General features: G+C 73.9%; 29 protein-coding genes. 7 read left to right on the plus strand and 22 right to left on the minus strand.

What is annotated here, in order from left to right:
• Positions 1-173 precede the first annotated feature (173 nt).
• The 10 genes from trpA to AB0D67_RS35080 all read right to left on the minus strand — a co-directional run bounded on the left by trpA (position 174) and on the right by AB0D67_RS35080 (position 10,562).
• Entirely contained in the window at positions 174-971 is a 798-nt protein-coding gene (gene trpA / locus AB0D67_RS35035; protein ID WP_362945520.1) for a tryptophan synthase subunit alpha, read from the minus strand.
• A 67-nt stretch (positions 972-1,038) separates the two neighbouring features.
• Positions 1,039-2,229 carry a tryptophan synthase subunit beta gene (gene trpB, locus AB0D67_RS35040; RefSeq protein ID WP_362945589.1) on the minus strand — a complete coding sequence of 397 codons (1,191 nt, stop codon included), beginning with the start codon at positions 2,227-2,229 and terminating at the stop codon, positions 1,039-1,041.
• A gap of 58 nt (positions 2,230-2,287) precedes the next feature.
• On the minus strand, positions 2,288-3,097 hold the full coding sequence (gene trpC, locus AB0D67_RS35045; RefSeq protein WP_362945522.1) for an indole-3-glycerol phosphate synthase TrpC: 810 nt from the start codon (positions 3,095-3,097) through the stop codon (positions 2,288-2,290).
• A gap of 167 nt (positions 3,098-3,264) precedes the next feature.
• Complete coding sequence (locus tag AB0D67_RS35050) at positions 3,265-3,657, minus strand: DUF2752 domain-containing protein (protein WP_362945524.1); 393 nt, start codon at positions 3,655-3,657, stop codon at positions 3,265-3,267.
• 269 nt (positions 3,658-3,926) lie between these two features.
• Entirely contained in the window at positions 3,927-4,409 is a 483-nt protein-coding gene (locus tag AB0D67_RS35055) for a DUF4190 domain-containing protein (protein ID WP_362945526.1), read from the minus strand.
• Positions 4,410-4,577: 168 nt separating this feature from the next.
• The gene (locus AB0D67_RS35060; RefSeq protein WP_362945528.1) at positions 4,578-5,255 is read right to left on the minus strand and encodes a Trp biosynthesis-associated membrane protein; all 678 of its coding nucleotides are present in this window, start codon (positions 5,253-5,255) and stop codon (positions 4,578-4,580) included.
• On the minus strand, positions 5,252-5,599 hold the full coding sequence (gene hisI, locus AB0D67_RS35065; RefSeq protein WP_362945530.1) for a phosphoribosyl-AMP cyclohydrolase: 348 nt from the start codon (positions 5,597-5,599) through the stop codon (positions 5,252-5,254). The genes AB0D67_RS35060 and hisI overlap by 4 nt, the downstream gene beginning before the upstream one ends.
• Positions 5,600-5,772: 173 nt before the next feature.
• The gene (gene ppk2, locus AB0D67_RS35070; protein ID WP_362945532.1) at positions 5,773-6,729 is read right to left on the minus strand and encodes a polyphosphate kinase 2; all 957 of its coding nucleotides are present in this window, start codon (positions 6,727-6,729) and stop codon (positions 5,773-5,775) included.
• A gap of 183 nt (positions 6,730-6,912) precedes the next feature.
• Complete coding sequence (locus tag AB0D67_RS35075) at positions 6,913-8,685, minus strand: ABC transporter ATP-binding protein (RefSeq protein WP_362945534.1); 1,773 nt, start codon at positions 8,683-8,685, stop codon at positions 6,913-6,915.
• Complete coding sequence (locus tag AB0D67_RS35080) at positions 8,682-10,562, minus strand: ABC transporter ATP-binding protein (RefSeq protein ID WP_362945591.1); 1,881 nt, start codon at positions 10,560-10,562, stop codon at positions 8,682-8,684. The genes AB0D67_RS35075 and AB0D67_RS35080 overlap by 4 nt, the downstream gene beginning before the upstream one ends.
• 180 nt (positions 10,563-10,742) lie before the next feature.
• Here AB0D67_RS35080 and AB0D67_RS35085 point away from each other — a divergent pair, with 180 nt between their 5' ends.
• Positions 10,743-11,396 (plus strand): TIGR03085 family metal-binding protein, encoded by a 654-nt coding sequence (locus AB0D67_RS35085; RefSeq protein WP_362945536.1) that lies wholly within the window; start codon positions 10,743-10,745, stop codon positions 11,394-11,396.
• A 64-nt stretch (positions 11,397-11,460) separates the two neighbouring features.
• Here the strand turns inward: AB0D67_RS35085 and AB0D67_RS35090 are convergent, their stop codons facing one another.
• Positions 11,461-12,246, minus strand: a complete 786-nt coding sequence (locus tag AB0D67_RS35090) for a MerR family transcriptional regulator (RefSeq protein WP_362945537.1) — start codon at positions 12,244-12,246, stop codon at positions 11,461-11,463.
• Between the two features lie 86 nt (positions 12,247-12,332).
• Between AB0D67_RS35090 and AB0D67_RS35095 the strand changes: the two genes are divergently transcribed.
• The 5 genes from AB0D67_RS35095 (at position 12,333) to AB0D67_RS35115 (ending at position 16,873) form a co-directional block, all read left to right on the plus strand.
• Complete coding sequence (locus tag AB0D67_RS35095) at positions 12,333-13,286, plus strand: hypothetical protein (RefSeq protein WP_362945539.1); 954 nt, start codon at positions 12,333-12,335, stop codon at positions 13,284-13,286.
• Positions 13,283-13,777, plus strand: a complete 495-nt coding sequence (locus tag AB0D67_RS35100) for an ABA4-like family protein (protein ID WP_362945541.1) — start codon at positions 13,283-13,285, stop codon at positions 13,775-13,777. The genes AB0D67_RS35095 and AB0D67_RS35100 overlap by 4 nt, the downstream gene beginning before the upstream one ends.
• A 93-nt stretch (positions 13,778-13,870) precedes the next feature.
• Positions 13,871-14,032, plus strand: a complete 162-nt coding sequence (locus AB0D67_RS35105; protein WP_362945543.1) for a hypothetical protein — start codon at positions 13,871-13,873, stop codon at positions 14,030-14,032.
• A 285-nt stretch (positions 14,033-14,317) separates the two neighbouring features.
• Positions 14,318-15,712 carry a glutamine synthetase family protein gene (locus AB0D67_RS35110; protein WP_362945545.1) on the plus strand — a complete coding sequence of 465 codons (1,395 nt, stop codon included), beginning with the start codon at positions 14,318-14,320 and terminating at the stop codon, positions 15,710-15,712.
• 183 nt (positions 15,713-15,895) lie between these two features.
• The gene (locus AB0D67_RS35115) at positions 15,896-16,873 is read left to right on the plus strand and encodes a DUF732 domain-containing protein (RefSeq protein ID WP_362945547.1); all 978 of its coding nucleotides are present in this window, start codon (positions 15,896-15,898) and stop codon (positions 16,871-16,873) included.
• Between the two features lie 62 nt (positions 16,874-16,935).
• On the opposite strand, the gene hisF is transcribed toward AB0D67_RS35115, so the two are convergent.
• The 9 genes from hisF to hisD are packed head-to-tail and all read right to left on the minus strand — an operon-like array spanning position 16,936 to position 23,091.
• Positions 16,936-17,706: an imidazole glycerol phosphate synthase subunit HisF gene (hisF, locus tag AB0D67_RS35120; RefSeq protein ID WP_362945549.1), complete on the minus strand. Its 771-nt coding sequence runs from the start codon at positions 17,704-17,706 to the stop codon at positions 16,936-16,938.
• Positions 17,703-18,161 (minus strand): RidA family protein, encoded by a 459-nt coding sequence (locus AB0D67_RS35125; protein ID WP_362945551.1) that lies wholly within the window; start codon positions 18,159-18,161, stop codon positions 17,703-17,705. Before AB0D67_RS35125 ends, hisF begins: the two co-directional genes overlap by 4 nt.
• A gap of 2 nt (positions 18,162-18,163) precedes the next feature.
• Complete coding sequence (gene priA / locus AB0D67_RS35130) at positions 18,164-18,886, minus strand: bifunctional 1-(5-phosphoribosyl)-5-((5-phosphoribosylamino)methylideneamino)imidazole-4-carboxamide isomerase/phosphoribosylanthranilate isomerase PriA (RefSeq protein ID WP_362945553.1); 723 nt, start codon at positions 18,884-18,886, stop codon at positions 18,164-18,166.
• Between the two features lie 4 nt (positions 18,887-18,890).
• A complete protein-coding gene (locus AB0D67_RS35135) occupies positions 18,891-19,232 on the minus strand; it encodes a hypothetical protein (protein WP_362945555.1) in 342 nt (113 codons plus the stop codon).
• Positions 19,233-19,272: 40 nt separating this feature from the next.
• Complete coding sequence (gene hisH, locus AB0D67_RS35140) at positions 19,273-19,908, minus strand: imidazole glycerol phosphate synthase subunit HisH (protein WP_362945557.1); 636 nt, start codon at positions 19,906-19,908, stop codon at positions 19,273-19,275.
• 4 nt (positions 19,909-19,912) lie between these two features.
• A complete protein-coding gene (locus tag AB0D67_RS35145) occupies positions 19,913-20,068 on the minus strand; it encodes a hypothetical protein (protein WP_362945559.1) in 156 nt (51 codons plus the stop codon).
• Between the two features lie 34 nt (positions 20,069-20,102).
• Complete coding sequence (hisB, locus tag AB0D67_RS35150) at positions 20,103-20,720, minus strand: imidazoleglycerol-phosphate dehydratase HisB (RefSeq protein ID WP_362945561.1); 618 nt, start codon at positions 20,718-20,720, stop codon at positions 20,103-20,105.
• The gene (locus tag AB0D67_RS35155; protein ID WP_362945563.1) at positions 20,717-21,787 is read right to left on the minus strand and encodes a histidinol-phosphate transaminase; all 1,071 of its coding nucleotides are present in this window, start codon (positions 21,785-21,787) and stop codon (positions 20,717-20,719) included. The genes hisB and AB0D67_RS35155 overlap by 4 nt, the downstream gene beginning before the upstream one ends.
• Positions 21,784-23,091, minus strand: coding sequence for a histidinol dehydrogenase (hisD, locus tag AB0D67_RS35160; protein WP_362945565.1), 1,308 nt, complete (start codon positions 23,089-23,091; stop codon positions 21,784-21,786). The genes AB0D67_RS35155 and hisD overlap by 4 nt, the downstream gene beginning before the upstream one ends.
• Positions 23,092-23,190: 99 nt before the next feature.
• Here hisD and ybaK point away from each other — a divergent pair, with 99 nt between their 5' ends.
• Positions 23,191-23,691, plus strand: coding sequence for a Cys-tRNA(Pro) deacylase (gene ybaK / locus AB0D67_RS35165; RefSeq protein ID WP_362945567.1), 501 nt, complete (start codon positions 23,191-23,193; stop codon positions 23,689-23,691).
• A 113-nt stretch (positions 23,692-23,804) separates the two neighbouring features.
• On the opposite strand, the gene AB0D67_RS35170 is transcribed toward ybaK, so the two are convergent.
• Positions 23,805-25,376: a HAMP domain-containing sensor histidine kinase gene (locus AB0D67_RS35170; RefSeq protein ID WP_362945569.1), complete on the minus strand. Its 1,572-nt coding sequence runs from the start codon at positions 25,374-25,376 to the stop codon at positions 23,805-23,807.
• The gene (locus AB0D67_RS35175; protein WP_362945571.1) at positions 25,373-26,095 is read right to left on the minus strand and encodes a response regulator transcription factor; all 723 of its coding nucleotides are present in this window, start codon (positions 26,093-26,095) and stop codon (positions 25,373-25,375) included. Before AB0D67_RS35175 ends, AB0D67_RS35170 begins: the two co-directional genes overlap by 4 nt.
• Between the last annotated feature and the right edge of the window lie 75 nt (positions 26,096-26,170).

Genomic DNA, 26,170 nt, shown 5'->3' on the forward strand with positions numbered 1-26,170 from the left:
GGCGATCGGCGACGCGCGGCCGAGGCCGTACGGTCCGCGGCGGCATGCGACCGGCGCGGGAAACGCCACGAGGCCGGTGCCGTACCCCCGCGGGGGTACGGCACCGGCCTCGTGCAGCCGACGGCGCGTGGCCGACGGCGGGCGGTCAGCCGCGCGTGATCAGCGGCGCGTGATCAGCGGCGGCGGACGCCGTCGGCCAGTTCGGCGGCGAGCCCGCGGACGGCCGCCAGTCCCGCGGCCTCGTCGGAGGCGTCCAGCATCCGGCGGATGAAGGCCGAGCCGACGATGACGCCGTCGGCGTACCCGGCCACCTCGGCCGCCTGGGCGCCGGTGCCGACGCCCAGGCCGACGCAGACCGGCACGTCGGCGTGCGGGCGGGTCCGCTCGACCAGGTCGCGGGCGGCGGAGCTCACCGTGTCGCGGGCGCCGGTGACGCCCATCAGGGAGGCCGCGTAGACGAAGCCGGTGCAGCAGTCGGCGACGGCCTTGATGCGCTCCTCGGTGGAGCTGGGCGCGACGAGGAAGACGGTGTCGATCCCGGCGGCGGCGCTGGCCTCACGCCAGGCGCCGGACTCCTCGGGCGTCAGGTCGGGGGTGATGGTGCCCGTCCCGCCGGCGTTCGCCAGGTCACGGGCGAACCGCTCGGCGCCGTAGCGGTCGATCGGGTTCCAGTAGGTCATGACCAGGGTGGCGGCCCCGGTCGCGGCGACGCCCTCGACGGTGCGCAGCACGTCGGCGATGCGGGTGCCGTTGGTCAGCGCCCGGTGGACGGCCGCCTGGATCGTCGGGCCGTCCATGAGCGGATCGGAGTACGGCAGGCCGATCTCGATCACGTCGCAGCCGGCCTCCACCATGGCGGAGGCTGCCGCGACGGCGCCCTCCACGGTGGGGAAGCCGGCAGGGAGATATCCGATCAGTGCGGCGCGGTCGTCCGCCTTCGCCTTGGCGAACACCGTCTGAAGAGTCGTCATCGTTGGTTCCAGTCACGCGGTTCAGGTCTTCCTCCCCGCGCCCGGGCGCGGGGAGGCGGGCCGGTCGTCAGAGGTCGAAGTACTTCATGGCGGTGCCCATGTCCTTGTCACCGCGGCCGGAGAGGTTGACCAGGATGATCGCCTCGGGGCCGAGCTCGCGGCCGAGCTTGAGGGCCCCGGCCAGCGCGTGGGAGGACTCGATCGCCGGGATGATGCCCTCGGTGCGGGCGAGCAGCGCGAACGCCTCCATCGCCTCGGCGTCGGTGACGCCGTGGTAGGAGGCGCGGCCCGAGTCCTTGAGCCAGGCGTGCTCGGGGCCGACGCCGGGGTAGTCGAGACCGGCGGAGATCGAGTGGGACTCGATCGTCTGGCCCTCGTCGTCCTGCAGCACGTAGGTGCGCGCGCCGTGCAGGACGCCGACGGAACCCTGGGTGAGGGTGAGGGCGTGCTCGCCGTTCCCGGCGCCCCGGCCACCGGCCTCGTAGCCGTGCAGCCGGACGTCCTCGTCGCCGATGAAGGCGTGGAAGATGCCGATCGCGTTGGATCCGCCGCCGACCGCGGCGGCCACGGCGTCCGGCAGCCGGCCGGTGAGCTCCAGCATCTGGCGGCGGGCCTCGACGCCGATGACACGGGCGAAGTCGCGGACGATCTCGGGGAACGGGTGGGGGCCGGCGATCGTGCCGAACAGGTAGTGGGTGTGGTCGACGTTGGCCACCCAGTCACGGAACGCCTCGTTGATGGCGTCCTTGAGGGTCTGGCTGCCGTTGGCGACCGGCACGACGGTGGCGCCGAGCAGCTTCATGCGGGCGACGTTGAGCGCCTGGCGCTCGCAGTCGACGGCCCCCATGTAGATCACGCACTCCAGGCCGAGCAGGGCCGCGGCGGTCGCGGTGGCGACGCCGTGCTGGCCCGCGCCGGTCTCGGCGATCACCCGGGTCTTGCCGAGGCGCCGGGTGAGCAGCGCCTGGCCGAGCACGTTGTTGATCTTGTGTGCGCCGGTGTGGGTCAGGTCCTCGCGCTTGAGGATGATCCGGGCCCCGCCGGCGTGCTCGGCGAACCGCGGCACCTCGGTGAGCGTGGTCGGCCGCCCGGCGTAGGTGCGCAGCAGGTGGTCGAACTCGCGGATGAAGTCGGGGTCGTTCTTGGCCTTCTCGTACTCGGCGGCGACCTCGTCGAGCGCCGGGATCAGGGCCTCCGGCACGTAGCGGCCGCCGAAGACGCCGAACTTGCCCCGGACGTCGGGGTCGTCGCCGTACACGCCGTTACCGGCGAGGTCGGCGGGGGTCAGGATGGTCTCCTCTGTCGCTGCCACTGCTCTACTGCCCCTCGGGTCGGGATGCGGGATGGGCTCCGGCGGTGACGAGGTCGACCACCGCGGCCCGCGGGTCCTTGCCGGTGACCAGGCTCTCGCCCACCAGGACGGCGTCGGCGCCGGCCCTGGCGTAGGCGAGCAGGTCGTGGGGGCCGCGCACCCCGGACTCGGCGACCTTGATGACGCCCTCGGGGATCTTGGCGGCCAGCTTGGCGAAGACGTCGCGGTCCACTTCGAGGGTCTTGAGGTTGCGCGCGTTGACGCCGATGAGCTTCGCTCCGGCGTCGACCGCCCGGTCGAGCTCCTCCTCGGTGTGCACCTCGACCAGCGGGGCCAGCCCGATCGACTCGGCCCGCTCGATGAGCGAGACCAGCGCGTTCTGCTCCAGGGCGGCCACGATCAGCAGCGCCAGGTCGGCGCCGTAGGCCCGGGCCTCCCACAGCTGGTAGGAGGTGACGACGAAGTCCTTGCGCAGCACGGGGATGTCGACGACGGCGCGGACGGCGGCCAGGTCGTCGAGGCTGCCGCCGAAGCGGCGCCGCTCGGTCAGGACGCTGATCACGTGGGCGCCGCCCGCCTCGTAGTCCCCGGCGAGCGCGGCGGGGTCGGCGATCGCGGCCAGCGCGCCCTTGGACGGGCTCGACCGTTTGACCTCGGCGATGACGGCCACCTGGTCCCCGCCGAGCGCCGCGTAGGCGTCACGGGGCGGGGCGGCCCGGCCGGCGCGTTCCTTGAGCTCCTCCAGCGACACCGATCGCTGCCTCTCGGCGAGGTCGGCGCGCACCCCGTCGAGGATTTCGTCCAGCACGCTCACCTGACCTCCTCGCGAAACTCGGAGGTCAGGTCAGCGAACCCTGCCGTGACCGCGGTCCGCTCGCTCCACTCGCTCACGAGTAAGGCCCCTCCCGAATCGATTGCCCTTGTCCAGCCGATGGTATCGGGCTTGCCGGGTCCACCTGCCACGGGGGACACCGTATCGGACTATGGGGCTAAGAATTCCCCAAAAGGTACATTGCGCAATATCCAGAAAAGGATCATTAAAGCCAGAAATGCCCATACATAGTTAGCTTGTACGGATTTCACGGCAAACGGTCGGCCTCGCCAGGAAAGCAGGGCCCACCGGCCCCATACCAGCGCCGCAACCGGCACCAGCGCCACGACGAACGGGTTGAACCCCAGCGCCGCCGCCGGGTCTCCGTGGACGAGCGCGTGCACCGCCCGCAGCCCCCCGCAACCCGGGCAGTACAGGCCGGTGAGGAGCAGGAACGGGCACGGCGGGTAGTGACCGGGCTCGCCGGGGTCGACGGCGCCGACGTAGGCGGCCGCCAGGACCACCGCCGCGGCGGCGCCCAGCGGGACCGTCAGGGACCTCACCCGCGTCCTCCGCGGGACCGCGTCCCCGTCCGTCGCCATCGCCTCGCCCGCACCTCCACCCCGCCCGCGCGCCCCTCACCACCGGGACGACCTCCACCGGCCACGATACTCAACCCCGGACCGGCGCCCCGCCCCCGGCCCGGCCGCGCTCCGCCGCTCCCGGGCAGGACTCCGGGCGGGAACCGTCCGTGCGCGGGGCGCGCGGGAAACGGACGAGACCCCGTACGGGGATTCCGCCGGAGGTCGCCGCGCACCGGCCGGAGCGCCGGTCAGAGCCCCGTGTACGCCGCGCCCGCGAAGAGCCCGAAGAAGGCGAGCCACACCAGCACCACGCCCACCCAGCAGGCGATGCCGAAGTAGGACAGGACCAGCCCGGCGACCGCCATGCCCCGGCCCTCCTCTCCGGTGCGCTTGATCTGGCCCAGCGAGACGTGGCCGAGCACCACGCCCACGATCGAGGTGATCCCGCACAGGAACAGGCCCGCGATGCCCAGGATCAGCGCGGCGATGGCCATGCCGTTGTTGCCGCGGGGCGGCGGCGGGCCGTACCCGTAGGGGTCGTAGCCGCCGGACGGCCCGTACGCGCCCGGCGTGCCGTACCCGCCTCCCGAGACGGGCCCGCCTCCCGCGCCGTAACCGTTCCCCGCGCCGTAACCGTCCGCCGGGCCGTAACCGCCGGGGACGTGGTCCCCGTAGGGACCGTGACCGCCGGACGGAGGTCCATAACCGCCGGACTGGTTCCCGTAACTCATGAATGACCCCCTTTGTCGGCCCGCGGAGCGAGATCCTAGTGAAGAACGAGCGGCCCCACCGGTCCACGCCCTTTTCCGTGCGGAGTTCGTGACCTCCCGGTGAGCCCGGCGCGCCCGGGGTGTCCAGCCGCTCGGAGCGGGCCCGGCGCGCCCGGAACGCCCGGCCGCTCAGAACGAGCGCGACGTGTCCGGATCGTCCGGTCTCCCGGGGCCGTCCGGTCCGCCGGAGATGTTCGGTCCGCCGTGACCGCCGGGCCCACCGGGGACGTCCGGCGTCTCAGGATCGGCCGTCGGGTCGGCGCCCCGGTCGATCGCGTCCCACAGCGCCCGCTCACCGGTGCCCCGGGCCTCGGCGCGGCCCGCCCCGCCGGAACGTTCGTAGCGGTCGGACATGCCGGGCCAGCGGCGCCCCCGGACGGCGGCCACCGCTCCCCCGGCCAGCAGGACCAGGCCCCCCACCGCGGCCACCACCGGCCAAGCCGGGGCCGCGGTGACCAGCCCGCCGGCCGGGCCGGCCGCTCCGGTGGCGTGCTCGGCGGCGACCGAGGCCGCCGCCGCCGGGCGGGATCCGGCCCAGGCGGCCGCCACCGCCCCGGCCCCGCACGCCGCCATCACGCCGCCGACGATCCCGCGCCACACCCCCCTGGTCGCGAGCACCGCGACGATCGCGGCGAGCGCCGCCCAGGCGGCCGGGCCCAGCGCGGGGGCCACGTCGGCCGCGGAGACCGGCACCGCGCGGGCGCCGTACGTCACGGTGAACCAGTCGCGGCCGGAGGACAGCAGCACCAGCCCGGCTCCCGCCGCGCACACCGCCACCCAGGTCCACAGCGCCCGCGCGGCCGTCACCCGGACGTCACCTCGAGCAGGTCGGCGTCAAAGCAGGTGCGGTCGCCGGTGTGGCAGGCCGCGCCCACCTGGTCGACCTTGAGCAGGATGGTGTCGCCGTCGCAGTCGAGGGCGGCGGACCTGACGTGCTGGACGTGGCCGGAGGTGTCGCCCTTCACCCAGTAGGAGCCACGGCTGCGCGACCAGTAGGTGGCGCGGCCGGTGGTGAGGGTGCGGTGCAGCGCCTCGTCGTCCATCCAGGCGAGCATCAGCACCTCGCCGGTGTCGTACTGCTGGACGACGGCGGGCACCAGCCCGTCGCCGGTGCGCTTCAGCCGGGCCGCGATGGCGGGGTCAAGGGACATGCCGCAATTCTGCCGCAGCCGGGGGCCGGGCCGCCGCCCGGTCCCCGCACCCGGTCACCGCCCGGTCCCGCACCCGGTCATCACGCCGCCCGCCACCGTCCCCGCGCATCGGGCGGCCCGCCGCGGGACGTCCCGCCGGCGGCCGTACGGTCCCGCGCGGGGCCCGCCGCGCCTCAGCGGGAGCGGTCGTCGTCGAGCAGGTCGGCCGCCTGGACGACGATCCTGGGGTCGGGCGTGCCCACGACCTCGTGGTCCTTGTCGGCGTAGTCGAACAGGCTGAGCACGTGGCGCATCGCCTCGATGCGGGCGCGCTTCTTGTCGTTGCTCTTGATCACCGTCCACGGCGCCGCCTCCGTGTCGGTGTGCAGGAACATGTCCTCCTTGGCCTGGGTGTACTCCTCCCACTTGTCGAGGGAGGCCACGTCCATCGGCGACAGCTTCCACTGCCGGACCGGGTCGACCTGGCGGATCACGAAGCGGGTGCGCTGCTCGGAGCGGGACACCGAGAACCAGAACTTCACCAGGTGGACGCCGTCGCGGACGAGCATGCGCTCGAACTCGGGGGTCTGCTCCAGGAACTCCAGGTACTCGTCGGGCGAGACGAAGCCCATCACCCGTTCCACCCCGGCGCGGTTGTACCAGGAGCGGTCGAAGAAGACCATCTCGCCGGCGGCCGGCAGGTGGGAGATGTAGCGCTGGAAGTACCACTGGGTGCTCTCGCGCTCGTTGGGCTTCTCCAGGGCGACGACGGTGGCGCCGCGCGGGTTGAGGTGCTCCATGAACCGCTTGATGGTGCCGCCCTTGCCGGCCGCGTCGCGCCCCTCGAACAGGATCACCAGCCGCCCGCCGGTGTCCTTGATCCAGTACTGCAGCTTCAGCAGCTCGATCTGGAGCAGCCGCTTGAGCCGGTCGTACTCCTCCCGGCCCATCCGCTCGCCGTAGGGGTACTTCTCCCGCCAGGTGTCGACCGGGCTGCCGTCCTCCCTGACCAGCACGGGATCGTCGTCGTCATCGTCCAGGACCCTCAGGTCGGGTATCTCGTCGAGCAGGTCACCGCGGGCCGCCGCGGAGCGCACGTCGAGCACCGGGGGCCGCTGCCCCTCCGTCTCCTCGCCGTTCAGGTCCGTCATCGATGTTCTCCCCGTGACGCGGGTGTCGGGTTCACACCACAGGCACTACCTCACCGCCCGCGCGCTAATCCTCCCCGGCGCCACCGGAGAACCCCGCCGCCACCTGGACGGCGACGGCGCCGTCCAGGTGGCGGGGCCGCGGACGGAAGGCCGCGACCCCGAGGCGGCCCCGCGGGACGGCCCTCAGGAGCGGGCCGCCGCGACCCAGGAGGCGTGCAGGTCCGCGTAGACGCCGCCCTGGCGGACCAGTTCGGCGTGCGGGCCGCGCTGCACGATCCGGCCCCGGTCGAAGACCAGCACCTCGTCGGCCGCCTCGGCGGTGGACAGCCGGTGGGCGATGGAGACGGCCGTACGGCCCCGCGTGACGCCCTCCAGCGCGCGGGCCAGCCGTACCTCGGTGGCGGGGTCCACGGCGGAGGTGGCCTCGTCGAGCAGGAGCAGGTCGGGGTCGGCGAGGTAGGCGCGGGCGAGGGCGACGAGCTGGCGCTCGCCCGACGACAGCGACTCGCCCCGCTGGCCGACGGGGGTGTCCGGCCCGGCGGGCAGCCCCTCCAGCCAGTCAGCGAGCCCCAGCTCGGTCAGGGCCAGCGTGATCTCCTCGTCGGTCGCCTCCGGGCGGCCGAAACGGATGTTGTCGGCGAGGGTGCCGTCGAACAGGAAGCCGTCCTGCGGCACCATGACGATCCGCTCGCGCAGCGAGGAGAAGCGGATCCGGCGCAGGTCCTCGCCGTCCACGGTGACCCGGCCGGAGACCGGGTCCATCAGACGGGTCAGCAGCTTGGCGAAGGTGGTCTTGCCCGAGCCGGTCTCCCCCACCACCGCGATCCGCGAACGCGGCGGGATCTCGACGGACACGCCGTCCAGCACCGGGGGGCCGCCGGGGTAGGCGAAGGAGACGTCCTCGAAGGCGACGGAGATGGGACCGCGCGGCAGCTCGACGCCGCCGGCGCCCGGGTCGGCCACGTCGGGCGGGGTGTCCAGCACGCCCAGGACGCGCCGCCAGCCGGCCACGGCGTTCTGGGCGTCGTTGAGCACCTCGGTGGCGGTCTGCAGGGGCGATACGAACAGGGTGATCAGGAACAGGAAGGCCACCAGGCTGCCGGCGGTCATCTCGCCGGAGACGCCCAGCCGTACCCCGAGCAGCACCACGCCGGCGACGGCCACCGCCGCGACGATCTCGGTCACCGGGAACACCGTGGCGACGATCCGCTGTGTGCGGGTCTGCGCGGCCTTGCTGGCCTCGATCGCGGCGTCCAGCCGCTCGGCGGTGCGCGCCTCGGAGGCGTGGGCGCGGATCACCGCGGCGCCCACGACCGACTCGCTGATCGCGGCCAGCATGTCGCCGGCCCTCTCGCGGACCAGCGTGTAGGCGCCCGACAGCCACCGCTGGAAGCGCGGCAGCACGATCATCAGGGGCAGGAAGCAGGCCCACACCAGCAGGGTGAGCTGCCAGGAGTAGACGGTCATCAGGACGGTCGCGACCAGGAGCTGCCCCACGGAGATGACGATCATCAGACCGCCCCACTGCATGAACGTGCTGATCTGGTCCACGTCGCCGGTGACGCGGGAGACCAGGGCGCCGCGGCGCTCGGTGTTCTGGGTCAGCACCGACAGGTCGTGCACATGGCGGAAGCCACGCACCCGCAGCGTGGCCAGGGACGCCTCGGTGGCCCGGTAGAGGCGGACGTTCATCAGGTACGCGCACAGCGCGGTGAGCGCCACGGCCGCCGCGCACAGCAGCACGGCGGCGCGGATGTAGGACACGTCCGGGACCGACCCCTTGAGCCCCCGGTCGATGGTCTGCTGGACGGCGATCGGCACGATCACCTTGCCCACGGTCGCGACGACGGCCAGGGCGAGCGTCCCGGCCAGGCCCCTGCGGAACTCGGGCGTGAGCGACAGCCCGTGGCGTACGGTGGCCAGCGCCGAGCGCTCGGTGCCCTGAAGCGAACTCACGCTCTGACCTCTTCCTCTTCTTCCGTTTCTTCCGTGTCCTTCGTGACGGCCCCGGGCACGGTGATCCGGACCCCGGCGGCTCCGGCTGTGCCGGGGACCCCGGTCCCGGTTCCGGTCCCGTCCTCGTCGAGCGCCTCGCGCTCGGCCTCCTCGCGTTCGTAGGCGGTGACGAGGTTGCGGTAACCCTCGCAGCGGCCGATCAGCTCCTCGTGCGGGCCGTGGTCGACGACGCGGCCGTGCTCCAGATAGACCACCTCGTCGGCCAGGGCGATGGTGGCCATCCGGTAGGCGACGACGACCACGGTCGAGGAGCGGGCCGCGTCGCGCAGGCCGTACAGGATCTTCCCCTCCACCTGCGGGTCGACGCTGGAGGTGGCGTCGTCCAGGACGAGCAGCCGGGGGCGGCGGACCAGCGCGCGGGCCAGGGCCAGGCGCTGGCGCTGCCCGCCGGACAGGGACGCGCCGCGCTCGCCGAGCCTGGTGTCGAGCCCGGCGGGCAGCGCGCCGACGAAACCGTCGGCCTGGGCCAGGCGCAGCGCCTCCCCGACCTCCTCGTCGGAGACCGGGAGGCCGAGGGTGACGTTGCCGCGCACGGTGTCGTCGAACAGGAACGTCTGCTGCGGCACCAGCGCCACCGCGGCGCTGACCTCGCCGCGGGCGGCCTCGCGCAGGTCCGTCCCGTCGACCAGGACGGCGCCCGCCACCGGGTCCACCAGGCGGACGAAGGTCTGCACGAGCGTGGACTTGCCCGAGCCGGTGGGCCCGACCAGCGCCACGGTGCTTCCGGGCTCGACCGTGAGGTCCACCCCGTGCAGCACCTCGGCGTCGCCGTAGGCGTAGTGGAGGCCGCGGACCTCCAGCCTGGCGGGGGCCTCGCCGCGCAGCCCGGCCTCGCCGTGGGTCATGGAGCCCGTCGCGGACAGCACGGCCTGGACCCGCTCGTAGCCGACGACGGCGCGGGGCAGCTCGGCCAGCACCCAGCCCAGCGCCCGGATCGGCCAGGACAGCAGGGTGAACAGGTAGGCCACCTCGACGAGGGTCCCCGGGGTGACCGCGCCGCTCTCCAGGCGCATCGACCCGATCAGCAGCACGGCGAGCACGCCGAGGGTTGGCAGCGCCTCCAGCAGCGGGTCGAACAGGCCGCGGACCCGGCCGACGGCGACGTTGGCGTCGCGCAGCCGTTCGGCACGGGCGCGGAACCGCGCGGTCTCCTCGTCCTCGCGGCCGAGGGTCTTGACGACCAGGGCGCCGTCGAAGCTCTCGTGCGCGATCTCGCTGACCTCGGCGCGGAGCTGCTGGGCGCGGGTGGCCAGGGGGCTGAGGCGGCGCTGGTAGAGCAGGTTCAGCACCGCGATCGCGGGGAAGATCAGGAAGCCGACGAGGGCGAGGACCGGGTCGGTGAGGACCAGCGAGACGGCCGCGGTGACCAGCATGACGACCACGCCGACCGCCATCGGCAGCGGCGCCAGCGGCGCCCAGGCCGCCTCGGCGTCGGAGCTCGCGTTGGACAGCAGCTGCCCGGTGGGGTGGCGGTGGTGCCACGACAGGGGCAGCCTCAGGTACTGGCGGGTGACGCCGCGCCGGGAGGAGGCCTGCATCCGGTACTGCATGAGGCCGGCGAAGTAGCGCCGGCCGGCCACGCCGAACGCCTTGAACACCGACACGCCGACGATCAGGGTGGCCCCGAGGGCGAGCGCGCCGCCGGTGACCTCTCCCTGACGGAACGAGGCGAGCACCACGTGCTCGGTCGCCCAGCCCAGTGCCCACGCCGACGCGACCGTCATCACGCCGTACAGGGCGCTGGCCAGGACGGCGGCCGTGAAGACCGCCTTCTCGGCGCGGACGGCCACCCCGAGGACGCGGAGCCCTTTACGCATGACCGCCGAGGTCACCTTGCTCGCCACTCGGGAGGTGTCCTTTCGATGAGAAGAAGCCGGGGGTACGTTTCCACGTAAGTCACTATCACGCCAGATCATGTCCTTATTCCCCGCGCGCCTCCCCCAAGGCGCCCATTACCGGCAAAATCCCCCGAACCCAGGGGTTGTTAGGATCGTCGAATGACCCACGCCCGCGCCGAACGCGCCGCGCTGAGCGACCTGTTCCTCCAGGTCGGACCGGACGCCCCCACCCTGTGCGAGGGGTGGACGGCCTTCGACCTGGCGGCCCACCTCGTGCTGCGCGAGCGCCGCCCGGACGCCGCGGGAGGCATCGCGATCCGGCGGCTGGCCGGCCGCACCGCCGCGGTGCAGGAGTCCCTCAAGGCCCGGCACGGCTACGCCGGCCTGGTGGAGCTGGTCCGCTCCGGCCCGGCGGGACTGTACGGCCTCGTCCCCGGCCTGGACAGCACGGTCAACACCGTCGAGCTGTTCATCCACCACGAGGACGTACGGCGGGCACGGCCGGGCTGGGAGCCGCGGGAGCTGCCCGCGGCCTTCGAGGAGCTCCTGTGGAAGCGGCTGCGCGGCCTCGGCCGCCTGCTGCTGCGCAGGTCGCCGGTGGGCGTGGTGCTGCGCCGCACCGGCGCCCCGGCCGGCGGGGGCCCCCGCGACGTGCTGCTCGGCGGACCCCGGGACGGCGCGCGGGTGGAGGTGTCGGGCCGGCCCGGCGAGCTGGTGCTCTTCTGCTTCGGCCGCCAGCCGTACGCCAGAGTCGAGCTGAACGGCTCCCAGGAGGCGGTGGCGCGCCTGCGGGACGCCTCCCTGGGGGTCTGAGCCGGCGGGGCCGGACGGGCCGTTCAGCCGCCGCGAGGGGCTGAACGGCGGTTCCGAGGGCCGCTCAGCCGCCACCGCCCCCGGAACCGTTGCGGTCCTGTGAACCGTCCCGGGGCCCCGAGCCGTCACCGCCCTCCGGCCCGTCACCATCCGGCGGCCCGTCACCGTCCTCCGGTCCGTCTTCGCCTTCCGGCCCGTCGCCGCCTTCCGGGCCGCAGGGCCGCTCGGAGCCGTCGCCGAACAGGCGGGCCGAGGCGCCGGCCTGCGCGATCCGCCGCAGCGCGGCGACCAGCGCGTCGCCGAGCGAGGTCCCGACCACGACCAGCTCGACCATGCCCTCCAGGTCCGTCCGCTCGGCCACGGCCGCGACGTCGGCCCGCGCGATCAGCTCCGCCGCCTCGGCGTACTCGTCGAGGCGGTCCAGCATGCCGTCGTAGCCCAGCCCCGCCGCGGTGAGCAGCACGCCCGTGACGGTCTGCATCGCGGGGCTGTCGGGCTCCTCCTCCCAGCCGTGGCGCTGGATCAGCTCCCTGGCCCGGCGCTCGGCCCTGTCCCACTCCTCGCCCTCGCCGGGCTCCCGGCGGGGGGTGACCGCCTTCTGCGCGACGCCGAGCTGGTCGTGCAGGCTGCGGCCGGGCTCGCCGAGATGTGCGAGCAGCTCGCGGATGTCGGCGATGGACAGCCCGGCGTAGTCGGCCAGGGCCCGGACCAGCATGATGCGGCGCACGTGCCGCTGATCGTATCTGGCCTGGTTGGGACTGGTCCGCTCCCCGCCGGGGAGCAGCCCCTCCCGCAGATAGAACTTGATCATCGGCACGGAGACGCCCGTCGTCCGACTCAGCTCCGCCATCCGCACGGCGTTCCTCCTCTTGTGGTCCCCTCAGAGTTTAGCTATAGATAGTAGATATATCTGTTATCCGTTTGGAGGGACGCCCCGTGCCGCGCCCGCACCGCCCCCTGCTGTTCATGTCCGCCGTCATGGCCGTCCTCGCGGTCGTCGCCACCGGCGGCCTCCTCCTCGACGACCGCACCCTGGACGGAGCGCCCGTCTGGGCCAAGCCGCTGAAGTTCGCCCTCTCGCTCGGGATCTACGGGGTCACCTGGTCCTGGCTGCTCTCCCTCGTCTCCCCGGCGACGTGGGCCGCCCGCTGGAGCCGGTGGCTGGGCACCGCCCTGGCCGCCGCCGCCCTGGGCGAGATGGCGGTCATCGTCACCCAGGCGGTCCGGGGACGGCGCAGCCACTTCAACGTCTCCACCCCGCTGGACTCGGCCCTCTACTCGGCCATGGGCACCACCATCATCGTGCTGATGGTCGCCAACGTCCTGGCGGCGATCCTCGTGGCACGCGAGCGGCGGGCGGAGCCGGCGGACACCTGGGCGGTCCGCATCGGGCTGGCCGTCTCCGCCGCGGGCATGGCCCTGGGCTACCTGATGATCAGGCCCAGCGCCGCCCAGCTCGCCGCCCCCGTGGTCACCGTCGTCGGCGCGCACGGCGTCGGCGTCGCCGACGGCGGGCCGGGCCTGCCCCTCCTGGGATGGAGCACCACCGGCGGCGACCTGCGCATCCCGCACTTCGTCGGCATGCACGCCCTGCAGGCCCTGCCGCTGCTCGCCCTGGCCGTGCGCCGCGTCGCCGACCGGGCGGCCCGGCTCCGCCTGGTCGCCGCCGGCGGCCTCGGCTACGCCGGACTGACCGCCCTGGTGACCTGGCAGGCGCTGCGCGGCCAGCCGCTGCTGCGGCCCGACGGCCCGACCCTGGCCGCCGCCGGGCTGCTCCTGGCCGCCACCGCGGTCGCCGCCCTTCCCGCCCTCTCAGCCCTCTCAGCCCTCGTTCCCCCGTCCGCGCCCGCCGCCCGGCGGGCCGCCGCCCCCGCCGAGGTGAAGCCGTGATCGAGACCCTCTTCCAGCTCAGCTTCCTGGCCGCCGCGCCCTTCTGGGCCCTGATGATCGTCGCGCCGACGTGGTCGCGCACCCGGCGGATCATCGGCTCGCCGCTGATCGTGCTGCCCTCGCTCGCGGTGTGCCTGACGCTGCTCGTCCCCCTACTGGCGGACTTCTGGCCCGTGGTGACCCGTCCCACCCTGCCGGGTCTCGTCGCGCTGACCCGCGACCCGCAGGCGCTGTCCGCCATGTGGGCGCAGATCATCTCCTGGGACCTGCTGGTGGGCCGGTGGATCTATCTCGACAGCCGGGAGAGGGGGATCCATCCGCTGGTGACGGGGCCGATCCTGATTTCCGCGATCCTGCTGTCCCCCCTATCCCTACCGGTATATCTGGCCCTGAGGGGTTGGACATCGCGGCGTCCCGACCGCACGATAGCGAAGGCGAGTCATGTCGATCCCGCGAAACCGCAATGGGCGGCCGAAGCGGGGCAGGTATGATGATCAAAATCCGGGAGCCACTCGGGCCGAAGATGCCAAAGATCTTAAAATCCGGGTATATACGGCTGGGACGGGAACTGCAGGAGGCCCCCAATGCAGGTCAAGAAGATCCTCACCTATGTGGCGATAGCCTTCGTGGCCTTTTATCTCTTCACCAAACCGGCCCAGGCCGCGGATGCGGTGAACGGCGTCTTCGACGGGATCATCAGGGGGGCCGACCAACTCGCCGTGTTCTTCACACGTGTGCTGACCTGATCCCGGCGGGTCCGCCCCGACCTTCACCCCGGCGCTCCCGCCGACCCCGCGGGAGCGCACGGCATCCCGGAGCCGCGTCCGCCACGACGCCACCGTGACGCCTCAGGCGTGCCCTCGAAAAGCCCCGAGACCGCGGGGAGACGCGGCGGGGACCCCGGTTGAGCCTCCGGCGGACCCCTGGGCGCACCCCGGCGAGCCCTCGGTGACCCCAGGATGACCCCATGGCGTCACCGGCGCGGCCCGGATGTGCTTCCGCCGTACCGCCGGACGTGTTACGCACGAGGCATGTCAGATCGTCACAGCGGGACCGGGGCCCATCCGCCCGACCCGGAGGAGCGGCGCGTCCTCGAACGCGCCGAGACCGAGGGCATCGAACTGGTCCGCTTCCTGTACGCCGACCACGGAGGCGTCATCCGCGGCAAGGCCGCCTCCCGCTCCCGGCTCGCCGAGCGGCTCGGCTCGGGCATCGGCCACACCGTGGCGATGATGGCGATGAACATGCTCGACCAGCTCCAGGAGGTCGAGCACCTCGGCCCGGTCGGCGAGGTCCGCATCGTCCCCGACCCGGCCACCTTCGTCGCCCTCCCCTACGCCCCCGGCGCCGCGGCCATGGTGTCGGATCTGCGCCGCACCGACGGCTCCCCCTGGGAGGCCTGTCCCCGCACCTTCCTGCGGGACGCCGTCGACGCCCTGGCCGCCGAGGGCCACGCCCTGGTCGCCGCCTACGAGCCGGAGTTCACCCTCGGCCGCCGCGTGCCGTCCCCGACGGGCGGCCTCGACCGGCTGGTCCCGGTCGACGACAGCCTGTGTTACGCCACCCCCGGCTTCAACCAGGCCCACGACTACACGATGCGGCTGGTGCGCGCCCTGCAGGGCCAGGGCCTGCGCGTCGAGCACTACCACCCCGAGCTGGGCCACGGCCAGCAGGAGCTGTCCGTCCGCCACGCCCCCGCGCTGCGCGCCGCCGACAACCACGTGGTCTACCGCGAGACCGTCCGCGGAGTGGCCTCCGCCATGGGCCTGTGGGCCTCCCTGGCCCCCAAGCCGCTGGCCGACCAGGCCGGCAACGGCGCCCACCTGCACCTCTCCCTGTGGGACCGCGACCTGCGGGTCAACGCCTTCGGTGACGCGGGCGACCGCTACGGCCTCTCGCCCCTCGCCTACCGCTTCATCGGCGGCCTCCTCGCCCACCTGCCCGCCCTGACCGCGCTGACCTGCGGATCGGTCAACGGCTTCCGGCGGCTGGCGCCCCGGATGTGGGCGAGCGCCCACGCCTGCTACGGCATGGACAACCGCGAGGCCGCGGTGCGGATCTGCTCCCCCGTGGGCGGCGACGCCGAGGCGTCGGCCAATCTGGAGTTCAAGCCCTCCGACTCCTCGGCCAACCCCTACCTGTCGCTGGGCGCCGTCATTCACGCCGGCCTGGACGGCATCCGCCGCGGCCTCGACCCCGGCGACCCGGTGAACGTCGACCCCGCCACCCTCCCCGAGGGAAGCGTGCCCCGGCTGCCCGCGACCCTCACGGAGGCCCTGGACGCGCTGAAGGCCGACGAGCTCCTCATGAACGCCCTCGGCCCGCTGCGCGCCGCGGCCTACCTGGCCGTCAAACGCTCCGAGGTCCGAGCCTTCGCCCTCCAGGACGCCGACTACGAGCTCTTCCACCACTTCCGCGTCTTCTGAATCCGGGGCACACCGGCGGCGGACGTGGACGGCTCCGTGGTGGCCGTTCCGCTTCCACTCGTCCGCCCATGCCGCTCGCGGTACGGCGGATGACGCCGTTTCGATGGTTTCGGGTGGCTTTTTCATGGCGTTTCGGACGGTAATTCACAGCGGATGGTCATCAAGAGGGCGTAAAGTGCGCGAATGCATCCTCCGCAGCACCCCGGCCAGCCGCCGCAGCCCGACCGGCCGGAACAGCCCGGTCAGTGGCCAGGGCAGTATCCGCAGCAACCCGGGCAGCAGCACGGGCAGTGGTCCCATGGGCCCGGCGGACAGGGCGGACCGGGTGGACCGCAGCCGCACCACCCGTCCGGGCAGTGGCCTCACGGGTCCGGCGCTCCCGGGCAGCAGCCCGGGCCCGCGCAGCAGCCCGGCGGCCAGTGGCCGGGACAGGGCGGCGGACAGCCCGGTGGGCAGCACGGTGGGCAGTGGCCGGGGCAGCAACCCCAGCACCCGCAGCAGCCGTACGGCTCGCCGGCCCCGCCGTACGGCCCGCAGGGGCGGCACCCCTACCCCTCCCAGCCGCCGCAGATCCACCCACCCCGGCAGGACGGCCCGCAGGGCTGGCAGCACCAGCAGCCGGGCCCGACGGCGTGGGCGCCGCCGAGCTGGCAGCCCGGAGCACAACCCCCCAAGAAGGGCGGCGGCCCGAAGGTGGCGCTGCTCGCGGCCGGCGGCGTGCTGGTCCTGGCCGCCGCGATCGGCGGCGTGGTGGTCCTCACAGGAGACGACGATCCCGTGGCGGCCACGCCGGCCGTGACCACCATGCCGAGGGAGGAGCCGACGGAGCGGTCGCAGCCGACCGGGGAGCCGGAGTCCAGCTCGGAGCCGACCGGCAGGCCGACCCCGGAGCCGGAGTCCAGCTCGGGCGGCGGGCAGCAGGGAGGGAACGAGGAGGTCTTCCTGATGACCGTGCGGCAGCGGCCCACGCTGAAGAAGGCGGACTCGGCCACGCTTCTGCGGCTCGGACGCTCGATGTGCAAGGCCCTGGACGACGGCAGGAGCCTCACCGACGTCGCGACCGGCAACGCCGACCGGTACGGGCTGGAGACCTCGGCGTTCGTGACGGGCGCGGCCATCGTGGCCCTGTGCCCCCGCCACCGCGACCTCGTCCCGAGCTGAGACCCGGGGCTCAGCTCGGGGCTGAGACCCGCCGCGGGCCCGGCCGCGACCGGGCCCGCGGCTCAGCGGACGGGATGGCCCGCCGCGCGCAGGGTGTCCTTCACCTCACCGATCTTGAGCTGGCCGAAGTGGAACACCGACGCCGCCAGCACCGCGTCGGCCCCGGCCTCCACCGCCGGCGGGAAGTCCGCCAGCTTCCCCGCGCCGCCGCTGGCGATCACCGGGATCGACGTGACCGCCCGCACCGCCCGGATCATCTCCAGGTCGTAGCCGTCACGGGTGCCGTCGCCGTCCATGGAGTTGAGCAGGATCTCCCCCGCCCCCAGCTCCTCACCGCGCCGCGCCCACTCCACCGCGTCGATCCCCGTGCCGCGGCGGCCGCCGTGGGTGGTCACCTCGAACCCGGACGGCGTCGGCGGCCCGTCCACCACCCGGCGGGCGTCCACCGACAGCACCACGCACTGCGAGCCGTACCGCCGCGACGCCTCCGTCAGCAGCTCCGGCCGGGCGATCGCCGCGGTGTTCAGGCCCACCTTGTCCGCGCCCGCCCGCAGCAGCCGGTCGACGTCCTCCACCGAGCGCACCCCGCCGCCGACCGTCAGCGGGATGAACACCTGCTCCGCCGTACGGCGCACCACGTCGTACATCGTGGAGCGGTCGGAGCTGGAGGCCGTGATGTCGAGGAACGTCAGCTCGTCGGCCCCCTCCGCGTCGTAGCGGCGGGCCAGCTCGACCGGGTCCCCGGCGTCGCGCAGGTTCTCGAAGTTGACGCCCTTGACCACCCGCCCGGCGTCCACGTCCAGGCAGGGGATCACTCGCACCGCGACGGTCATCTCATGTCTCCTTGGTTCACGCGGGCGCTCACGACGGGCGCCTCGCGGTAGGCGTCGACCTCCACCTCGACCAGCATGCGCGGGTCGATCAGGCCCGCCACCCGCACCCCGGTGCAGACGGGCCGCACGTCGCCGAACAGCTCGGCATGCGCCCGGCCGACCTCGTCGTAGTGGTCGTCGTCGACCACGAAGTAGCGGACCCGCACCACGTCGCGGCGCGACAGGCCCGCCCGCTCGATCGCGTCGAGCGCGACGCCGAAGGCGGTCAGCGACTGCCGGTAGGCGTCGCCGGCGTGCCGCACCTCCCCCTCCACGGCGGCCGTGCAGCCCGACACGATCACCCACGGCCCGGCCACCACCGCGCGGGCGTAGCCGTACCGTTCCTCCCAGACTCCGCCGCTGAACACCCTCGTGCCCGAGCGGCGGCTCGTCGTGTGCCCCCCGATGTGCCGCATCGTCAGGATCTCACCGCCGCCAGCGCGTCCTCCAGGGAGAACGCCTGCGCGTACAGGGCCTTGCCCACGATCGCGCCCTCGACGCCGATCGGCGTCAGCGCGGCCAGGGCCCGCAGGTCGTCCAGCGACGACACGCCGCCGCTGGCCACCACGGGCCTGTCGGTACGGGCGCAGATCTCCCGCAGCAGGTCCAGGTTGGGGCCGCGCAGCGTGCCGTCCTTGGTCACATCGGTCACGACGTAGCGGGGGCAGCCGTCGGACTCCAGGCGCTCCAGCACCTCCCACAGGTCGCCGCCCTCCTTGGTCCAGCCCCGGCCGGCCAGGGTGGTGCCCCGGACGTCGAGGCCGACCGCGATCCGGTCGCCGTAGCGGGCGATGGCCTTGGCGCACCAGGACGGGTTCTCCAGGGCGGCGGTGCCGATGTTCACCCGGCGGCAGCCGGTGGCGAGCGCGGCCTCCAGGGAGGCGTCGTCGCGGATGCCGCCGGACAGCTCGACCTTGACGTCGAGCGCGCCCACGACGGTGGCGACCAGCTCGCGGTTGGAGCCCCGGCCGAAGGCGGCGTCCAGGTCGACCAGATGGACCCACTCCGCGCCGGCCTCCTGCCAGGCGAGCGCCGCCGACAGGGGGTCGCCGTAGGAGGTCTCGGTGCCCGCCTCCCCCTGGACCAGGCGGACCGCCTGTCCGTCGGCGACGTCCACGGCGGGCAGCAACTCTAGCGACATCTGATCAGGACCTCCGGTCGAAGACGAGGATGACGAAAAGCGGCGCGAACAGCGCCGAAAGCACCAACACGCCCAGCCGCGCGGCCCACGAGGACCACAGCAGCCAGGCGATCACCTGCACGATGAGGAACAGGACCGCGACCACGCCGTTCTGCGCCCGGCGGCGGCGGGCCCGGATGCCGCCCTGCGCGGCGATCCGGACGGGCCTGCGGGGCAGCAGGGCGGTGACCCTGCCGATCCGCCGGCGCCGCCGGGCCAGCCGGGCCTCCCGCTCCGCGCGGAGCGTCGCCTGGCGGGCCCGCTCGGCCTCCCGTTCGGCCCGGCGCCGGGCGCGTTCCCTGCTCACCGCGGCCCGCGACGGGTATCCGCCCCGCCCGCCCGGCCGCTCACCCGAGGCTGCCGAGCCAGTTGGCCAGCAGTTGAGCTCCGGCGTCACCGGACTTCTCCGGGTGGAACTGGGTCGCCGACAGCGGGCCGTTCTCCACCGCCGCGACGAACGGCGTGCCGTGCTCGGCCCAGGTGACCAGGGGCGGGACGAAACCGTCGCCCACCGGCATGTCCCAGGACCGCACGCCGTAGGAGTGGACGAAGTAGAACCGGGTCTCCGGGTCGAGCCCGCCGAACAGCACGCTGCCCTCCGGAGCCGCGACCGTGTTCCACCCCATGTGCGGCAGGACCGGCGCCGAGAGACGCTCGACCGTTCCCGGCCACTGGCCGCAGCCCTCGGTGACCACGCCGTGCTCGGCGCCCGTGCCGAACAGGATCTGCATGCCCACGCAGATGCCCAGCACCGGCCGCCCCGCGGCCAGCCGCCGGTCGATGATCCGGTCGCCCTGCACCGCGCGCAGCCCCGCCATGCAGGCGGCGAACGCGCCGACGCCCGGGACGACGAGGCCGTCGGCCTCCATCGCCGCGGTCTGATCGGACGTCACCGTCACCTCGGCGCCGACGCGGGCCAGCGCCCGCTCGGCCGAGCGCAGGTTGCCCGAACCGTAGTCCAGGACCGTGACCTTCTTCACCACAGCTTCACCACCACAGCACCGCCGCCGTCGTCGCCATCGCCGCCAGGACGGCCAGCAGCAGCGCGCCCTTCTTCAGCCCCTGCTTGTAGAACGAGAGGATCCCGCCGACCAGGAACAGCGCCACGAAGGCCATGGCGACGGCCGTCCAGTTGTCGCTCACGGGCCCTCCCCCGCCCCCGCGGGACCCGCGAGGGTCACAGGACCCCCTTGGTGCTCGGCACCCCGCTGGCCCGCGGGTCGAACTCCGACGCCTCACGCAGCGCGCGTGCCAGCGCCTTGAACTGCGCCTCCACGATGTGGTGGGCGTTGCGGCCGTAGGGGACGTGGACGTGCAGGCAGATCGCGGCCTGCGCGACGAACGACTCCAGGATGTGCCGGGTCATCGTCGTGTCGTAGTCGGGGCCGATCATCGGGGCCATGCCCTCGGGCTCGGTGTGCACGAGGTACGGGCGGCCCGACAGGTCGACCGTGACCTGCGCCAGCGCCTCGTCCAGCGGGCACGACGCGCTACCGAACCGCCGGATGCCCGACTTGTCGCCCAGGGCCTCGCGGAACGCCGCACCCAGCGCGATCGAGGTGTCCTCGATCGTGTGGTGGGAGTCGATGTGCAGGTCGCCCTCGGTCTTCACGGTCAGGTCGAACAGGCCGTGCTTGCCGAGCTGGTTCAGCATGTGGTCGTAGAACCCCACACCCGTGGACACCTCGACCTGCCCGGTGCCGTCCAGGTTGACCTCCACCAGCACCGAGGTCTCCTTGGTGCCGCGCTCCACCCGGCCGCGGCGCTCCGGAACGTCTCCGGCGGGACTGCTCACAGGATCTCCTCCAGGGCGGCGCGGAACGCCGCCATCTCCTCGCTCGTACCGATCGAAACCCGCAGCCACCCGGGCGGGCCCACCTCCCGGATCAGCACCCCCCGGTCCAGGAGGGCACGCCAGACCGCATGCCGGTCGTCGAACCGGCCGAACAACACGAAGTTGGCGTCCGAGTCCGCGACCGCGAGACCCCTGCCGCGCAGCCACGTCACCGTGGCGTCACGCTCGGCCCGCAGCGCGTCGACCGTGCCCAGCAGCTCGCGGCCGTGGGACAGCGCCACCCGCGCCGCCGTCTGGGTGAGCGTCGACAGGTGGTACGGCAGGCGCACCAGCAGCAGTGCCTCGACCACCGCCGGGTCGGCCGCGAGATAACCCAGCCGGGTCCCCGCCATCGCGAACGCCTTCGACATCGTCCGCGTGACGATGAGCCGGGGGTGCTCCGGCAGCAGGGTCAGCGCCGACGGGGTGCCGGTCCTGGCGAACTCGAAGTACGCCTCGTCCACCACCACCATGCCCGGCGCCGCCCGCACGACCCCCGCGATCACCTCCGGGTCCAGCGCGGTGCCGGTCGGGTTGTTGGGCGAGGTCAGGAACACGATGGCGGGCCGGTGCTCCTCGATCGCCGCCACGGCCTTGCCCGGGTCGATCCCGAAGTCGTCCTCGCGCGCCGCCGGGACCCACTCGGTCGAGGCGCCCAGGGCCAGGAGCCGGTGCACCGAGTAGGAGGGCTCGAAGCCCATCGCGGTGCGGCCCGGCCCGCCGAAGGCCAGCAGGATCTGCTGGATCACCTCGTTGGAGCCGTTGGCCGCCCACACCCGCTCACCGGTCAGGCCGTGCCCGAGGTAGGCGGCCAGGTCCGCGCGCAGCGCCGTCGCGTCGCGGTCGGGGTAGCGGTTCAGCTCCCCCGCGCCGCGCCGTACCGCCTCGGCCAGGTCGGCGACCAGCGCCTCCGACGGGCCGTAGGGGTTCTCGTTGGTGTTGAGCCGGACCGGGACGTCGATCTGCGGCGCGCCGTACGGCGAAAGCCCCCGCAGGTCGTCGCGGATCGGCAGGTCTTCGAGTCTCATGAGGGGATCTCCCAGTCGAACCGGGCACGGACCGCCGCGCCGTGCGCGGGGAGGTCCTCGGCGTCGGCCAGCACGCACACGTGCGCGGCGGACTCCGCCAGGGCCTCGCGGCTGTAGTCCACGACGTGGATGCCGCGCAGGAACGTCTGCACCGACAGGCCCGACGAGTGACAGGCGCAGCCGCCGGTGGGCAGCACGTGGTTGGACCCGGCGAGGTAGTCGCCGAGCGAGACCGGGGCGTAGGGGCCGATGAAGATCGCACCGGCGTTGCGGACCCGCGCGGCCAGCGCCGCGGCATCGGCCGCCTGGATCTCCAGGTGCTCGGCGGCGTAGGCGTCCACCACCGCGAGGCCCGCCTCCATGTCGTCCACCAGGAGGATCCCCGACTGCCGGCCCGCCAGCGCCTCGGTGATCCGCTCGGAGTGCTTGGTCGCGGCGACCTGCCGGGGCAGTTCGCGCTCCACCGCGTCGGCCAGCTCCGCCGAGTCGGTGACCAGCACCGCCGCGGCGATCGTGTCGTGCTCGGCCTGGCTGATCAGGTCGGCCGCGACGTGCACCGGGTCGGCCGTGCGGTCGGCGAGGATCGCGATCTCGGTGGGCCCGGCCTCGGAGTCGATGCCGATGCGGCCCTTGAGCAGCCGCTTGGCCGCCGCCACCCAGATGTTGCCCGGCCCGGTCACCATGGTCGCCGGCCGGCACTCCTCGGTGCCGTAGGCGAACATCGCCACCGCCTGCGCGCCGCCCACCGCGTACACCTCGTCAACCCCGAGCAGCGCGCACGCCGCCAGGATCGTGGGGTGCGGCAGCCCGCCGAACTCCTTCTGCGCGGGCGAGGTGACCGCCAGCGAGGCCACCCCGGCCTCCTGAGCGGGCACCACGTTCATCACCACGCTGGAGGGGTAGACCGCCCGGCCGCCCGGGACGTAGAGGCCCACCCGGTCGACCGGCACCCAGCGCTCGGTCACCGTGCCGCCGGGCACCACCTTCGTGGTGACGTCGGAGCGTCGCTGGTCGCGGTGGACCAGCCGGGCGCGGCGGATCGACTCCTCCAGCGCCTGGCGGACCCGCGGGTCCAGCGCCTCCAGCGCGGCGGTGATCCTCTCGGCCGGGACGCGGGTGGACGCGAGCTCGACGCCGTCGAACCTCGCGGTCAGCTCCCGCACCGCCTCGGCCCCGCGATGATGCACGTCCTCACAGATCGGCCGCACCTTCTCCAGGGCGGCTTCGACGTCGAGCTCGGCACGGGGCAGCACGTCTCGCAGGTCCTCGGGCAGGACTCCGCGCAGGTCGGTACGGGAAATCACCCGTCCAGTCTACGGATGCCCGGCACCCGCCGAGGTTCCGTCCGGCATCCGGACATCGCCTTTACGACGTAGATTTCTATCAGACACTAGACTCCGCCCGTGAGCAAGAGCAGGAACAAGGGCGGCCAGGGCACCCCGGCGACGGTCGCGCTGACCAAGGCGGGAACCGGTTTCACCCTCCACCCCTACGAGCACGACGCCGACGCCCAGGCCTACGGCGAGGAGGCGGCCGACGCGCTCGGCGTGCCGTACGAGCGGATCTTCAAGACGCTCGTGGCGGAGGTCGAGGGCGGCCTGGCGGTCGCTGTGGTGCCGGTGGCGGGCAGACTCGACCTCAAGGCGTTCGCCGCGGCGCTGGGGAGCAAACGGGCCTCGATGGCCGACGCCGCCAAGGTCGAGCGCGTCACCGGCTACGTCGTGGGCGGGATCAGCCCGCTGGGCCAGCGAAAGCCCCTGCCGACGGTGGTCGACGCCTCGGCGCTGGACTTCGAGACGATCTACTTCTCGGCCGGGCGGCGCGGGCTGCAGATCGAGACGGCCCCCGCGGAGCTGGTCCGCCTGACCGGGGCGGTCACCGCGCCCATCGGCAGGACCGGCTGACCGCCGCCGGTCCCGTGCCCGTCGGCGGGGCGGCCTGACCACCGCCGGTCCCGCGCCCCGTCCCGCCGCCGCGGTCCAGGCCGCGCTCCGAACCGTGCCCGCGCGGGCACTGCTCAGGGGGCGGCGGGCAGGACCACCGAGAAGGCCGCGCCTCCGCCCGGGGAGGTCCGCAGCTCGATCCGGCCGCCGTGCGCCGCCACCAGCGACCACGCGATGGCCAGGCCGAGCCCCGCTCCCCCGTCGCCGGTCCGGGTACGGGAGCCGTCGGCGCGGTAGAACCGGTCGAACACCCGTTCCGCCTGCTCCGGGGTGAGACCGGGACCGCGGTCCTCGACCACCAGGACCGACTCCGCGCCCGACCTTCCCACCCCCACGCGGACGGGCGTGCCGTCCGCGGTGTGCGCGACCACGTTGCCGATGAGGTTGCTCACCACCTGGCGCAGCCGCGCCTCGTCCCCGAGCACCGGCCCGGGTCCGGGCGCGCCGCCCTGTGGGCCCGTCAGCTCGACCGGCCGGTCCGGCGCCAGCGCCCGCAGGTCGAGGAGGGCGTCGGCGGCGAGCGTACGCAGGTCCATGGGGGCGAGCTCCAGCGGGAAGGCGTCCCCGCCCTCGTCCAGCCTGGCCAGCAGGAGCAGGTCCTCGACGAGCCGGGTCAGGCGCCCCGCCTCGCTCTCGATGCGGGCCATCGCCGGCGCCACGTCGGCCAGGCCGCCCATCCGGTAGAGCTCGGAGAATCCCTTGATCCCGAAGAGCGGGGTGCGCAGCTCGTGACCCACGTCGGCGACGAGGCGCCGCAGCCGCGCCTCCGACTCCGCCCGCGCGGCGAACGCCCGTTCGAGCTGGCCCAGCATGCCGTTGAGCGAGTCCGCGAGGCGTCCCACCTCGGTGCCCGGACCCGCGTCCCGGGGGATCCGCCGGGTCAGGTCTCCCGACGCGATGGCCGCGGCGATGTCCTCGATCCGGCGGAGCGGGCGCAACCCGGCCCTGATCGCGAACCATCCCGTCAGGGTGAGCAACGCCAGCAGGATCACCCCCGCGCCCAGGAGGACCGCTCGCAGCCTCCCCACGGTGGACCGCACCGCGCCGAGGGAGGCCGCGACCACCACTCCGCCGTCCGGCGCGGACCGGGCCGCCCCGGCGGGGGGTGGCGCCGGGCCCCGCCCGGCCGGAACGGGCAGGACGACGACCCGCCAGCTCTCCGGGCCGCGCCCGCCCGCGGCGAAGGGGCGCCGGGCACGGGCCGCGACCGCCGCGGCGTCGAGGACCGGCAGCTCGGGACCGTCCACGGCGGCCCCCGCGGTCCCCGGCCGCGACGGCAGGCGCGTCTCCTCCCGCACCGTGCCGTCGGGCGCCAGGCGGGCCAGATAGACCTCTGTGATCATGTCGAGGCCGGCCACGCGCCCCTGTACGGCGAGCGCCCCCGGTGAACGCTCCGTCCACATGCCGGGCGGAAGGGCGGCGGCCAGCCCGCCGAGCGTCAGGAGCCGGCCGTCGACGCGTTCCACCAGGGCGGAGCGGAACCATTCGACCGCGAAGGACCCGCCGAGGGCGAGTCCCGACGCCAGCAGCGCGCTGGTGATCAACAGGAGCCGGGCGCGCAGCGACGGCCGCGCGGACCGGAACCGGGGCCACCGGAGGACACGGGCGCGGCCGGCGCCGGCGAGACGGGAGGGCGGGCGCGTCATCGCGGCACGCGCAGCACGTAGCCCACCCCGTGCACGGTGTGGATGAGCCGGGGGCCCGCGGCTCCGAGCTTGCGGCGCAGGTAGCTCACGTAGGTGTCGACGATGCCGCAGTCGCCCGCGAAGTCGTACCGCCAGACGTGTTCGAGGATCCGCGCCTTCGGCACCACCCGGCCGGCGTTCAGCATCAGGTGGTGCAGGAGGCGGAACTCGGTGGGCGACAGCCGTACCGGGTCGCCGGCCCACAGGACCTGATGGCCCTCCGGGTCGAGTTCGAGATCGCCGGCGACCAGGGTGTGCGCGCCGGGGAGACCGGCGCGGCGCAGGATCGCCCTGATCCTGGCGATCAGCTCCTCCAGGTCGAACGGCTTGGTGACGTAGTCGTCGCCCCCGGCCGTCAACCCGGTGATCTTGTCCTGCGGCGAGTCCCGGGCCGTGAGGAACAGGACGGGCACCGGGGGCCAGGTGAGCTCACGCAGCCGCCGCACCACCTCGAACCCGTCCAGGTCGGGCAGCATCACGTCGAGCAGCACCAGGTCGGGCGGGGAGTCCCGGACCGCGTCGACGGCTTCGGCTCCGGTCGCGGCCGACGCGACGGTGAAACCGGCGAAACGCAGGGTCGCCGACAGCAGTTCCCGCATCGTGGGCTCGTCGTCGACCACCAGCAGCACCTCCCCGGGACGCGGACGCCCCGGGCCGGACGCGTGATCGTCTGAGTTCATCCGTCCCTCCTCGTCGCCGGCGCCCCGCGCGGCCGTCCGCGGCGGCGGCCGGCCACCCCCGCCGGGAAGCCCCCG

It is taken from the genome of Streptosporangium sp. NPDC048047 (assembly GCF_040653115.1).
Lineage (GTDB): Bacteria > Actinomycetota > Actinomycetes > Streptosporangiales > Streptosporangiaceae > Streptosporangium.